This is a genomic window from Clostridium sp. AM34-11AC (genome assembly GCF_003435375.1).
Classification (GTDB): Bacteria; Bacillota; Clostridia; order Lachnospirales; family Lachnospiraceae; genus Pilosibacter; species Pilosibacter fragilis.
Genome location: NZ_QWGL01000011.1, coordinates 86,031 through 98,499, shown reverse-complemented (window position 1 = coordinate 98,499; position 12,469 = coordinate 86,031). Strand labels below are relative to the sequence as shown.

Below are 12,469 nucleotides of genomic sequence, written 5' to 3'. Positions count from 1 at the left end.
TATTAGCCACTACTGTTACAACGTTAGTATAGCACTTCATCCTTTTTGTATCTGATAGTGGTACTTATAAAATCACCTTTCCTTTCCATGCTGCCGCTTCTGCCGTTTCAGTTCCGCCAGTATATCCGGCGGGATACGGTCAACCAGCCGCTGTAAATTGTCCAGTTCGCTTTTCAGCTTTGCCCGTTCCATCGTATCTTTCATCTTGCCTTTTTCACTGGCTTTTGCCCTTGCTTCCAGCTTTTCGTTTTCCGCTAACAGGTCATTGATTGTGACCTTGTATTTTTTGAGCTGGCCGGAGAAGTTCTCCATCTGCGGAAACCACTTTTTCAGCAGGGAGAGGGCTTCCTCTTTCTTCTTTCCGGCGTTGAACGGGGTAATATCGTCAAGCGTGGCTTCAATGGCTCTTGCCTGTTTGGAGAGATTGACCGCCTGCTTGAACAGACGGGTGGGGATATGCTTCCTGCCTGTCTTGCTGGCACTTTCCCCACGCTCCAAGTCGGGATATTTCTCCACCATATAAGCGTGAAAATCGTCCTGCCATTTTGTGAGGTTGGCTCTGTTCCCGATAATCTCCTTTGCACACAAGCGGTTGTCCTCTGTCAGAGGGACAAAGACCAAATGCAGGTGGGGTGTTTTCTCGTCCATGTGTACCACGGCTGACACGATATTTTCCCTGCCTACCCGCCCGATGAGGAAGTCTGCCGCCCTCTGGAAAAACGCTTGTATCTCCTTTGGCGACTTCTTCTTAAAAAACTCTGGGCTGGCGGTAATGAGCGTATCGACAAACCGGGTGCTGTCTTTCCTTGTACGGCAACCGACCTGTTCGATACGGTTTTGAATAAAATGATAGTACCTGCCCTCCGGCTTGACGATATGGAAGTTGTATTTGCTCCGGCTGGTGTCAATGTCGGGGTTGCTGGCGTATTGCTCTTTCTGCCGTTCGTGATGGGCTTCCAGCGGCTTTGCCGGGTTGCCCTTGTGTTTCTCAAACCGCAAAATTGCGTGTTGTGCCATTCTGCTCCTTTCCCCATTCCGTTCCTTTCCGGGACTTTTCCACAGGAAAATCCCGCAGAAAATATCTCGGATAGGAAGGGAATGGATAGAATATAAATCAATATTTTTATCTCTGTATTTCTATATACCGTCCGATTTTCGTACTTCAAGAGGATTGATTATCGTACTTGTGGGGTGCGGTTTTCAGTCCTCCGGCGTTCCATAACCGGATTTCTTGAAGTCGGTGTTTGGAACCGCTTCGTAGGATTTTGGGTAAATACGGTTGGGTTTTCCACAGCCCTGCTTCTGGATTTCCACCAGTCCGGCGTATTGCAGCTCCCGCAGGGTGTTGACCGCTTTCTGCCGTCCGCAGTGGAGTAGCTCTACCACCTCGTTGATGGGATAGTAGAGGTAAATGCGCCCGTATTCATCTGCCCAGCCGTTTTTCCGGGACAGGTCTGTTCGGCGCAGGATAAAGGCATACAGTACCTTTGCTTCGTTGGACAGGGGTTTGAATGTGGGGGCTTCAAAGAGAAAATTCGGGAGCCGGGTGAAGCTGACCGATTTCTCCGGTTGATGAATATAAATCGTGTTTGTCATAGTGTGTTTTGTGGACAGTTAGAAGCCCGTTTTCCGGGGCGGGCGATACTTTATACCACCTGCCCCGTTTTGGGGCTTGCAAAGCCTGATAAATCAAGGCTTTTTTCACTCCTAACTGTCCACAGCAGACCTCCTTTTCCGTTCACTTTCTGTTTTCTGCCGCCTGTGAACTCTGGCGGCACAGCCGGGGCAGTATTTTGCCCGGTTGGATTTGGGGACGAACACTCTGCCGCAGACCGCACAGCGTTTCAAGTCTTTATCCCGGAAAATCTCCGCTTCCAGCGTCCCGTCCAGCGGCAAAACCGCCCAGCGGAACCACTTACAGCAGACCGAGAAAGAAACCGTCTGCGGGCAGGTGCAGGTGTCCCCATCGTCAAGGACAATGCAGTTGCCGTCCTCACAGCAACAGCACTCCCGGCGGATCAGGGCGTTTGCCTGTTTCCTCTGTGCCGGTGTCATGCGGTAAAGGGAACTGTCCTGCTTGCGCTCTATGGGCGGCAGTCGTTTATATGGGTTCTCTCTCATGTGTTTCCTCCATTTTGCTTTCCGTTGCCGCTCTCCCCGAAAAGGCTTCCTGCCCCATTTCTGCGGCGTGTTCCGGCGTTGGCACGCTCCCCACAGCTTCGGGACAAGTTGTCCCGAAGTGACCTCTGGGCAAAGTGTCCAGAAGTTGGCTCCTTGCGGTGCTTCCCCTGCCGGGGTATTCCTTTTCGGACGGTCATTTGGTTTTCAAGGTGCAGCTCATCGATGAACTATCCTAAGTCTACACCTAAATGACCGCCCGTCCCGTATATCCGAAAGGTAGGAAATCCGCCAAAAAAACTGCCTATTTCCATGCTCTCGGAATTGTGATACAATAAAAATGACGGAACAGGAAATCGAAATTTGAAAGGAGAATTGTGATTATGATAGAGTTGGGTACATTCAAAAAAATATTGGAAGAAAATGAAGAACGTTTTCCATTACTAACGCTCGATGAATTTTTCAATGGAAATACAGAAGAGGACTCCATTGCTCCGAACCAACGGGAATTTGGGCGACCGACTCTTTCTGAAATATGGGATATGCTACAAAAGATTGAGTTAATGCCTAACATAGCGTGGGTGCGTGTTGCTCTGCACGATGATACAGAAATCGTAGAAAACAATGGGGCAGAAGAATTAGTTCTTGCAGGAGATTCAATCGTGATTTGCACAACCATTTTGCCTACGGAATTAGAAAAATTAGTAAATTGCGAATGGCTATGCTCTGACGGAGTAATTACAATAAAGGCATCTGAATTAAATATTTATTCGTGTGTACCACCAATTCCAGAAAACTTTAATTGTTTGGAAATCGTGTGGGACTAATCTACAACTTTCAGTTTATCAAGCAGACAAGGAGGGAGAGCATGGAACTTTCCATACAAGAACGATTGAAAGACCTGCGTGTGGAGCGTGGGCTGACGCTGGAACAGCTTGCGGAGGAAACTCACCTTTCCAAATCTGCTTTAGGCAGTTATGAGGGAGACAATCTCAAAGACATCAGCCACCATGCCCTTATCCAGCTGGCGAAGTTTTACGACGTGACCGTTGATTACCTGCTGGGACGCTCTAAAACAAAAAATCACCCAAACGCCGATCTTGCAGACCTGCGCTTGAGTGATGATATGATTGAACTATTGAAAAGTGGGCGGGTGGATACTTCCCTCTTGTGTGAGCTGGCGGTACACCCGGATTTCCCCCGGCTCATGGCTGACCTTGAAATCTATGTGAACGGAACGGCAGTCAAGCAGATACAGAGCGCAAATGCCATTGTGGATATTATGAGCGCAACGATTATGAAGCAGCACAATCCCGGCCTGACTGACCCGCAGTTACGGCAGCTTGTCACCGCCCATATTGACGATGACAGCTTTTGCCGCTATGTGATACAGCAGGACATAAACAAGATAGCCCTCGACCTGCGGGAAACACATAAGGACGATTTTTTCAGCGTCCCGGAGGATAACCCACTGGAAGATTTTTTGCAGACCGCCGAGGAAACCGCCAAAGAGGGTAGCGACCCGGAGCAAGCGTCGCTGGCGTTTATCTGCAAGCGGCTCAAGCTGAACTACGGGAAGCTGTCGGAAGAAGAAAGAAAGTGGCTGAAAAGGATTGCGCAGAAGTCGGACTTGCTGAAAAATCCGAACCCACAGCGGGGGAGAAAATAAGAGAGCGATAAACAAGAAATCTGAAAGGAGTTATCAATATGAGTTATGATTTGATGGTTTTTGAGAGAACAAAAGCACCTACCACAAAAAAAGAGTTTATGGCATGGTATGAAAAGCAAATGGAATGGGAGGAAGAACATGATTACCAAACGATTAGTGTTTCTTCTCCGGCTTTACAAAACTGGTTTATGGAAATGAAAGAAAAATTCCCGCCCATGAATGGGGAATATGCACCGAATGACGATGCTCTTGATGACGATGAAAATTTGGAGTTGCATATGGTTGATTACAGTATTGGGTATAATGTAATTTACGCTGCGTTTTCTTGGTCGGTGGCAGACGAGGCGTATGAACTTATGCGTAGTTTAGCTCAAAAACACAAGGTTGGATTTTTTGATGTGAGTGGAGATGATGGCGATATTATTTTGCCAGATGGAATTATGATAAAATAATATGATACATACCTATTCCCATTCTCACTTACCGGGAAAATAGCAAAGCCAGCCGAGCCAGTCAACGGTCAAGATGAACGGCGCACAAATGCGCCGCCGTTGACAGTATCGCCCGTCTTTGCTGATGGGCAATCAAGGCGGGAAAGCCCTAAAATGGCTTCCCGCCCATTTCAATTTTGAGAGAAAAATCCGTCTGTTTTTTCGTAAGTGTGGCTATCCGTCTGGGACACTTTGTCCCATAGTTCGGCGTAGGACGAGGGACGGGGGCATTCATATACGCCCTGTCTGCTGATGAAACCAGCCCTGCGCTTGTGGCTCCACGCCACGCAATCACAGCCCCGTTTTCCTGCCGCTTCAAATGCCATTGCCCTCCCCGGCGGCAACGGTATTTTCACGGCAACGCCGACAGAGCGTATAACACACTACACTTTGCAAGCAAAGTCGTGTGCCAAAGGGGGAACCCCTTTGGAAACCCCAGACAACAAACGGCGGTATGCTGCCCTTTCCGGGAGCATACCGCCGTTTGTTGTCAGCAGCCCGTTTCACAGTCTGCGTGTAGTTCCTTGTAAACTGACCTAACCTGTATGAAAAATATGCACCATACATCCAGGAACAGCTTCCGGATATCAATGTTGAATTTGTAGTAGGGAATAATGATCTGGATTTCTACAGGTTTCTTAAGGAAAACGGTGGATTGCCGGATATTATCACCTGCTGTCGTTTTTCACTGCATGATGCAAGTCCGTTGAAAGACAGTCTGATGGACCTTTCCACAACCAATGAGGCAGGTGCTGTCTATGATACATACCTCAGCAATTTTATGAACGAGGATGGAAGCGTAAACTGGCTTCCGGTGTGTGCAGATGCCCATGGCTTTATAGTGAACAAAGACCTTTTTGAAAAATATGATATCCCGTTGCCGACAGACTATGAAAGCTTTGTCTCTGCTTGCGAGGCATTTGACAAAGTGGGGATCCGTGGGTTTACTGCAGACTATCATTATGATTATACCTGTATGGAAACACTGCAGGGATTGTCTGCTTCAGAGCTGTCTTCTGTAGACGGACGCAAGTGGCGGACGACCTACAGTGACCCGGAAAGTACAAAGAGAGAAGGTCTGGACGATACCGTCTGGCCGGAGGCTTTTGAACGTATGGAACAGTTTATTCAGGATACAGGGCTGAGTCAGGATGATCTGAATCTGAGTTATGATGATATAGTTGAGATGTATCAAAGTGGCAAGCTTTCCATGTACTTTGGCAGCTCTTCCGGTGTAAAAATGTTTCAGGATCAGGGCATAAACACAACATTTCTTCCATTCTTTCAGGAGAACGGTGAAAAGTGGATTATGACTACGCCATATTTCCAGGTGGCTTTAAACCGCGATCTGACACAGGATGAGACACGTCGAAAGAAAGCAATGAAGGTGCTGAACACAATGCTGTCGGAGGATGCACAGAACCGGATCATTTATGATGGACAGGATCTGTTAAGCTACAGCCAGGATGTGGATCTCAAGCTTACGGAATATCTGAAAGATGTGAAACCTGTGATCGAGGAAAACCATATGTATATCCGCATTGCGTCAAATGACTTTTTCTCTGTTTCCAAGGATGTGGTGTCTAAGATGATCTCAGGAGAATACAATGCAGGGCAGGCTTATCAGTCATTTAATGCCCAGCTTCTTGAGGAAGAATCTGCTTCTGGGGATATCGTTCTGGATTCACAGAAATCCTATTCCAACCGCTTTCATAGCAATGGGGGCAATGCGGCATATTCTGTTATGGCAAACACTCTGCGTGGCATCTATGGGACGGATGTGCTGATCGCAACCGGAAACAGCTTTACGGGAAACGTATTGAAGGCTGGTTATACTGGAAAAATGGCGGGTGAAATGATCATGCCAAACGATCTTTCGGCTTACAGCAGCAAGATGAGCGGAGCCGAACTGAAAGAGACAGTCAAAAACTTTGTTGAAGGCTATGAGGGCGGATTTATTCCGTTTAACCGGGGCTCTCTGCCTGTGCTCAGCGGCATTTCTGTGGAAGTCAAAGAAAACGATAGTGGCTACACATTGAGCAAAGTTACAAAGGATGGAAAAAAAGTTCAGGATAATGATACCTTCACGGTAACCTGCCTGGCGATACCAAAACATATGGAGGCTTATCCCACAGATGAGAATCCTGTGTTTGATGGAGGAGATACCACTGTGAAATACGCCTGGACAGGATATGTTTCAGATGGCAATGCCGTTCTTGCAGAGCCTGAAGACTACATGACCCTGAGGTGAGAAGAATGGATATTAAGGATCATAATAAAGGCAGAGAAAAAACTGTTATGAGAAAACGATTACGGATAGCTGTCTTTACAGTTGTTTTATTGGGAATTGTTTTGATGGGTTTTCGATATTTTGATTTTGTGTCGAAAATTGTTTATGAGGAAAGTGTTTCCCATCTGACGGAGGTCTTTCATCAGTCTGATAATATGCTGAGGGAGTTGACAAATAAGAATCTGACATATCTTCATATGTGGGGTGAGAATCTGCAGAATACCTACAGCGAAGATGAAATTCGTGATCATATAAAGAAAGCGCAGGAAGATGCCGGATTTTTGGATTTCTTTTTTCTGTCAGCCGACGGAAACTATAAGATGGTGACAGGGGAAACCGGATACCTTGGATTACAGGAAAATATTGAAGAGGACATCCGGCAGGGAAATGATGTTATTGCGAACGCCGCAGTTCCCGGAAGACCCCAGATGCTTGTTTTTGCCACACCTAAGGCTCACGGAACTTATCAGGGATTTGAATATGATGCAATTGCCATTGCTTATGAAAACTCTGATATCGTAGATGTGCTGAATATTTCTGCATTTAATGGAAATGCCCAGAGTTTTGTTGTTCATCCGGATGGCCGTGTTGTAGTCGATCATTCTTCTGAGTCATGGGGGAATGTGTATAATTTCTTCGGCATTCTGAGAGAGCATTCCAGTATGTCTGAAAAAGAGATCCTTGAACTTTCGGATAAGTTCAGTTCCGGCCATGCAGATGCGATGCTGCTGAATCTGGATGGAAGGAACTATTATCTGGTTTATGAAAAATCAGATATCCAGGACTGGATATTTCTGGGACTTGTACAGGCGGAGATCGTCAATGCCAGTATGAACAGTCTGCAGCGCAGTACGATGCTTCTTGTAAGTGTGGTTGTATTCTGTATTGCCGCATTTTTTATCAGCCTTATCATCCAAAAAAACAGGACAAGCCTCAGGAAAAAGGATACGCAGATCCTGTACAGGGACGAGCTGTTTCAAAAGCTGTCAATGAATGTGAATGATGTTTTCCTGATGCTGGATGCAAAAACATATCAGGCAGATTACGTCAGCCCGAATGTGGAAAAGCTGCTGGGAATTACAGTAGAACAGATCCGTAATGATATTAGGATTCTTGGGAAACTGCATTCAGGGGAGAATGAAGATCCGGAGAAAAATTATCTGGAGAAAATCCAGGTTCATGAACAAAAAGAATGGGATTTTGAATATGTTCATCAGAAAACGGGGGAAAAACGCTGGTTCCATAATATTGCAATGGGCAGTGAGGTAAATGGGAAAAAGAAATATATCCTGGTTATGTCGGACCGTACCTCGGACAGGAAAATGAACCGCGCATTTTCTGAGGCAGTACGTGCGGCGGAGACTGCAAATAGGGCAAAGAGTACGTTCCTTTCCAACATGTCTCACGATATCCGGACACCAATGAATGCGATCATCGGCTTTACTACACTGGCTGTAAGCAATATTGATGACAAAAACAGGGTTCGGGATTATCTGGGTAAGATCCTTTCTTCCAGTAACCATCTGCTTTCACTGATCAATGATATCCTGGATATGAGCCGGATCGAGAGCGGAAAGCTCCATCTGGAAGAAACGGAGGTCAGTCTGTCGGATGTGCTTCATGATCTGAAGACCATTATCAGCGGGCAGGTCCATGCGAAACAGCTGGATCTTTATATGGATGCAATGGATATTACCAATGAGGATGTCTATTGTGACAGGACACGTTTAAATCAGGTGCTGCTGAATCTTTTGTCTAATGCGATCAAGTTTACTCCTGCAGGCGGAACGGTTTCTGTCCGGCTGAAACAGTTCCCGGGACTCCAAAGAGGCAGTGAACTGTACGAGATCCGGGTAAAGGATAATGGAATCGGCATGAGCCAGGAATTTGTACAGAAGCTCTTTTCTCCTTTTGAGCGGGAGCGGACTTCCACTGTGAGCAGGACTCAGGGCACAGGACTTGGCATGGCCATTACCAAGAATATCGTGGATATGATGGGCGGCACCATTGAGGTTCAGACCGAACAGGGGAAAGGCACCGAATTTATTGTTCGTCTGCCATTCCGGATCCAGTCCGGGAATCACCGTATAGAGAAGATTGCAGAGCTGGAAGGTCTTAAGGCATTGGTTGCAGACGACGATTTTAATACCTGTGACAGTGTGACAAAGATGCTGGTGAAGGTTGGAATGCGTTCAGAATGGACACTTTCCGGTAAGGAGGCCGTCCTCCGTGCACGGCAGTCTATGGAGCTTGGGGATGCATTCCATGCTTATATTATCGACTGGCGGCTGCCGGATATGAATGGCATTGAGGTTACCAGACAGATCCGTAGTCTTGGAGATGATACGCCGATCATTATCCTGACGGCTTATGATTGGTCAGATATTGAAGTGGAAGCCAGAGAAGCAGGGGTAACTGCATTCTGCGCGAAACCTCTGTTTATGTCAGATATCAGAGAGACTTTGATGACTGTTATCGGTCAGAGCCAGGACGAGCCGGAGAAGTCAATTCTTCCGACGGCAGGCTCAGATTTCAGAGGAAAATGTATACTGCTTGCGGAAGACAATGAACTGAACAGTGAAATTGCGGTGGAGCTTCTTAATGAATATGGCTTCCTGGTTGATACTGCAGAAAATGGGGCAGAAACAGTGGAGAAGGTTAAGAATTCGAAGCCGGGCGATTATCATCTGGTGCTGATGGATGTACAGATGCCGGTAATGAATGGATATGAAGCCACTAAGGCGATCCGTGCTCTGGATAATCCGGCACTGGCGGGGATTACAATTCTTGCCATGACTGCAAATGCGTTTGATGAAGACAGAAAGAAAGCGCTGGAATGCGGCATGGATGGATTCTTATCCAAGCCAATAGTTATTGAGGAATTGATTGCCATGTTGCAGAAGAATCTGAATCAGGCGTCCGTAGTATCAGAAAAAACACATATATAAAGGGAAAAATGGCACACCGCGTTCTCGTTACTTTGATGAGTCAGGTGTGCCAAAATTTTTATCAAGATACAGAACTAGCGTTTGCTGTACATTGAGAGATATGGTAGAATGTAAACAAGGAAAAGATATGTTTGCATCGTAGAAGAAATCAGCTATAATAGAAATACTGGACAATCAAAAAAATATATGAGGAATTTGGGGTATGGAAGGAAATTTAACAAAGGGACCTATCATGAAGACCCTGGTGAAGCTCGCTATCCCGATCATGGCATCGGCATTTCTGGGGACGCTTTACAACATTACGGACATGGCATGGATCGGTCTTCTGGGATCAAAGGCAGTAGCGGGAGTCGGCGTCGGGGGAATGTTTACCTGGCTTTCGCAGGGGCTGGCGTCCATGGCGAGAATGGGCGGACAGGTTCAGGTGGCACAATGTATCGGGCGAGGGGACCGGGAAAAAGCCCACGGATTTGCTCAGGCTGCAGTGCAGCTTTCAGCGGCAATGGGAATCGCGTATGCGGTCCTCTGTCTCATATTTGTCAATCAGATGGTGGGATTTTTCAGACTTGAAGATGCGGAGGCCCAGGCGGCAGCGCTGGCTTACACAAAGATCGCCTGCGGACTGATCGTATTTTCATTTTTGACATTGACACTCACGGGACTCTATACGGCTCAGGGAGACTCAAAAACGCCGTTTATGGCAAATCTTATCGGACTTGTGACAAACATGATCCTGGATCCGGTCCTGATCCTCGGACCGGGACCATTTCCGAGACTTGGTGTGACCGGGGCAGCGATCGCTACGGTGACAGCTCAGGCGATCGTGATGAGTATCATGATTCTTGGGATCATTGCGCGGAAGAAGGAGAATGTGTTAAAAGGAACCCGGCTCTTTGCGAAGATCCCTGTTGAATTTTTAAGGGGAATCTGCAGGATCGGAATTCCAACCGCGCTCCAGGGCATGGCGTACTGCGGGATTTCCATGATCCTGACGCGAATGGTGTCCGGATACGGTGCGGAGGCAGTGGCAACGCAGAGAGTTGGCGGTCAGATCGAATCGATCTCCTGGAATACGGCTGATGGCTTTGCAGCTGCGTTAAACGCGTTTGTGGCCCAGAACTATGGGGCCGGGGAGAGAGAACGCGTCCGGAAAGGATATCAGGTATCCCTGTGGACGGTCGGAATCTGGGGAGTGCTGGTCTCCGCCGTATTTATCTGTTTCCCAAATGCGATCGCGGATATCTTCTTCCATGAGCCGAAGGCGGTTGCGACAGCTGTGGGCTATCTCGTGATCATTGGATTCAGCGAGGCATTTATGTGCGTGGAGCTGACGACGATCGGAGCACTGTCGGGACTCGGAAGAACGAGACTCTGCAGCGTGATCAGTATTGTGCTCACGAGTGCCAGAATACCGCTTGCCATCGTTCTTAGCGGTATCATGGGGCTTGACGGAATCTGGTGGGCGCTTACGTCCACGTCGATCGTAAAGGGAATTATATTTACGTGCACGTTTTTCTGGATCATGAGAGAAAAAAGCGTGTGAGCAGGCAGTGCGGCAGGATGAGCTGAGGCATGATGAGGCATGATATAGAAAGGTTTCCTTTGCAGTGCCTGACCGAATGAGGAGACGGAAGTCTCAGAAAGCTCTGGTATGAGGAAAACAGTATGGAACGGTTGATATTTCATGTGGATGTGAACAGCGCCTTCCTCTCCTGGGAGGCGGCGAAGCGCGTAAAGGAGGGGCTGCCGGATCTTCGGGAGATCCCGTCCTGTATCGGTGGGGATCCGAAGCTAAGGCGCAGCATCGTTGTGGCAAAATCGATCCCGGCGAAAAAATATGGGGTGACGACAGGGGAACCTGTGGCTCTGGCGTTGCGGAAATGTCCGGATCTCGTGTGCGTACCGGGTGATTTTGCGCTGTATCAGAGGTGTTCCCGGGCGTTTAAGGAAATCTGCGCATCCTATGCGCCTGCGATGGAATCGTTTTCGATCGACGAGGTGTTTCTCGATATGACCGGTACCCATCTGATCTATCCGGATCCGGTGGCGGTGGCCCACGAGATCAAGGATAAGATCCGGGATGAGCTGGGCTTTACGGTGAATGTCGGGATCGGAACGAATAAGCTGTTGGCGAAGATGGCATCGGATTTTGAAAAACCGGATAAGGTACATACATTGTTTCCGGCTGAGATCCCGGAAAAGCTGTGGCCACTTCCGGTGCGGGATCTTCTGTTCCTTGGAAAGGCATCGGAGCAAAGACTCTTACAGGAAGGAATTAAGACCATCGGCGATATGGCGCGGAGCGGAGAGGCGGAGATCAAGCGGATCCTGGGAGAAAAGACCGGGCATCAGCTTTATCGGTATGCCAACGGCATCGACGATTCCCCGGTTCGTGCGGAGCGGGAGGAAGCGAAGGGCTACAGCGCGGAGACGACCGTGGAAGAGGATCTTGTGACGTATGAGCAGGCACTGGCGCTTCTGCTTGCCCAGTGTGATGTGGTGGCTGCAAGGATGCGCAGGGACGGGAAAAAGTGCAGCTGTGTGGCGGTGACTTATCGGACACTGGATTTTAAGACAAGATCACATCAGAGGGCGTTTGAGGATCCCACGGATGTGACGGAGGAGATCTTTGCGCAGGTGAAAAAGCTGTTATATGAATGTTGGAAGTGTGAGCCTTTGCGGCTGATCGGAATGGCGCTGACGGATCTTACAACGGATGATTTCAGACAGATCTCCCTGTTTGAGAATCCCAAGGAGCGGGAAAAACAGAAGAAAGCAGATGAGGCGTTCGACGATATCCGCAGGCGTTTTGGGAATGGAATGATCGTCCGGGGCAGTACGATGAGTACGGCCGGGAAGGTTGCGAGAAAGGCGAAAGCGCAGATGGATCAGGATGTGCGGATAAAGAAGGAAAAAGAAAAATAGAAAATTCTTTACTTGCAAATTTTCAAAG

At 48.0% G+C, this 12,469-nt stretch carries 10 protein-coding genes; 7 read left to right on the top strand and 3 right to left on the bottom strand.

Going from position 1 to position 12,469, the window contains the following annotated elements:
* Nucleotides 1-72: 72 nt before the first annotated feature.
* From mobV to DW826_RS08890, 3 genes are all read right to left on the bottom strand, one after another.
* Nucleotides 73-1,017, bottom strand: a complete 945-nt coding sequence (gene mobV, locus DW826_RS08900; RefSeq protein WP_117552546.1) for a MobV family relaxase — start codon at nucleotides 1,015-1,017, stop codon at nucleotides 73-75.
* A gap of 183 nt (nucleotides 1,018-1,200) precedes the next feature.
* Nucleotides 1,201-1,596 carry a replication initiator protein A gene (locus tag DW826_RS08895; protein ID WP_117552545.1) on the bottom strand — a complete coding sequence of 132 codons (396 nt, stop codon included), beginning with the start codon at nucleotides 1,594-1,596 and terminating at the stop codon, nucleotides 1,201-1,203.
* A 111-nt stretch (nucleotides 1,597-1,707) separates the two neighbouring features.
* Nucleotides 1,708-2,121: a cysteine-rich VLP domain-containing protein gene (locus DW826_RS08890; protein WP_117552544.1), complete on the bottom strand. Its 414-nt coding sequence runs from the start codon at nucleotides 2,119-2,121 to the stop codon at nucleotides 1,708-1,710.
* A gap of 380 nt (nucleotides 2,122-2,501) precedes the next feature.
* Between DW826_RS08890 and DW826_RS08885 the strand changes: the two genes are divergently transcribed.
* The 7 genes from DW826_RS08885 to DW826_RS08850 all read left to right on the top strand — a co-directional run bounded on the left by DW826_RS08885 (nucleotide 2,502) and on the right by DW826_RS08850 (nucleotide 12,441).
* A complete protein-coding gene (locus DW826_RS08885) occupies nucleotides 2,502-2,945 on the top strand; it encodes a hypothetical protein (RefSeq protein ID WP_117552543.1) in 444 nt (147 codons plus the stop codon).
* 41 nt (nucleotides 2,946-2,986) lie between these two features.
* Nucleotides 2,987-3,787 carry a helix-turn-helix transcriptional regulator gene (locus DW826_RS08880; RefSeq protein ID WP_117552542.1) on the top strand — a complete coding sequence of 267 codons (801 nt, stop codon included), beginning with the start codon at nucleotides 2,987-2,989 and terminating at the stop codon, nucleotides 3,785-3,787.
* Between the two features lie 38 nt (nucleotides 3,788-3,825).
* Nucleotides 3,826-4,239 carry a hypothetical protein gene (locus DW826_RS08875; RefSeq protein ID WP_002566031.1) on the top strand — a complete coding sequence of 138 codons (414 nt, stop codon included), beginning with the start codon at nucleotides 3,826-3,828 and terminating at the stop codon, nucleotides 4,237-4,239.
* A 580-nt stretch (nucleotides 4,240-4,819) separates the two neighbouring features.
* Nucleotides 4,820-6,529, top strand: a complete 1,710-nt coding sequence (locus DW826_RS08865; RefSeq protein ID WP_347472314.1) for an extracellular solute-binding protein — start codon at nucleotides 4,820-4,822, stop codon at nucleotides 6,527-6,529.
* Between the two features lie 47 nt (nucleotides 6,530-6,576).
* Nucleotides 6,577-9,516, top strand: a complete 2,940-nt coding sequence (locus tag DW826_RS08860; RefSeq protein ID WP_347472313.1) for a response regulator — start codon at nucleotides 6,577-6,579, stop codon at nucleotides 9,514-9,516.
* A gap of 202 nt (nucleotides 9,517-9,718) precedes the next feature.
* The gene (locus DW826_RS08855) at nucleotides 9,719-11,059 is read left to right on the top strand and encodes an MATE family efflux transporter (protein WP_117552540.1); all 1,341 of its coding nucleotides are present in this window, start codon (nucleotides 9,719-9,721) and stop codon (nucleotides 11,057-11,059) included.
* Between the two features lie 122 nt (nucleotides 11,060-11,181).
* On the top strand, nucleotides 11,182-12,441 hold the full coding sequence (locus DW826_RS08850; protein WP_117552539.1) for a DNA polymerase IV: 1,260 nt from the start codon (nucleotides 11,182-11,184) through the stop codon (nucleotides 12,439-12,441).
* The last annotated feature ends 28 nt before the right edge of the window (nucleotides 12,442-12,469 follow it).

Excerpts from the sequence above, each read along its gene's own strand:
- mobV (WP_117552546.1), bottom strand. The coding sequence starts at position 1,017 with ATGGCACAACACGCAATTTTGCGGTTTGAGAAACACAAGGGCAACCCG.
- DW826_RS08895 (WP_117552545.1), bottom strand. The coding sequence starts at position 1,596 with ATGACAAACACGATTTATATTCATCAACCGGAGAAATCGGTCAGCTTC.
- DW826_RS08890 (WP_117552544.1), bottom strand. The coding sequence starts at position 2,121 with ATGAGAGAGAACCCATATAAACGACTGCCGCCCATAGAGCGCAAGCAG.
- DW826_RS08885 (WP_117552543.1), top strand. The coding sequence starts at position 2,502 with ATGATAGAGTTGGGTACATTCAAAAAAATATTGGAAGAAAATGAAGAA.
- DW826_RS08880 (WP_117552542.1), top strand. The coding sequence starts at position 2,987 with ATGGAACTTTCCATACAAGAACGATTGAAAGACCTGCGTGTGGAGCGT.
- DW826_RS08875 (WP_002566031.1), top strand. The coding sequence starts at position 3,826 with ATGAGTTATGATTTGATGGTTTTTGAGAGAACAAAAGCACCTACCACA.
- DW826_RS08860 (WP_347472313.1), top strand. The coding sequence starts at position 6,577 with ATGAGAAAACGATTACGGATAGCTGTCTTTACAGTTGTTTTATTGGGA.
- DW826_RS08855 (WP_117552540.1), top strand. The coding sequence starts at position 9,719 with ATGGAAGGAAATTTAACAAAGGGACCTATCATGAAGACCCTGGTGAAG.
- DW826_RS08850 (WP_117552539.1), top strand. The coding sequence starts at position 11,182 with ATGGAACGGTTGATATTTCATGTGGATGTGAACAGCGCCTTCCTCTCC.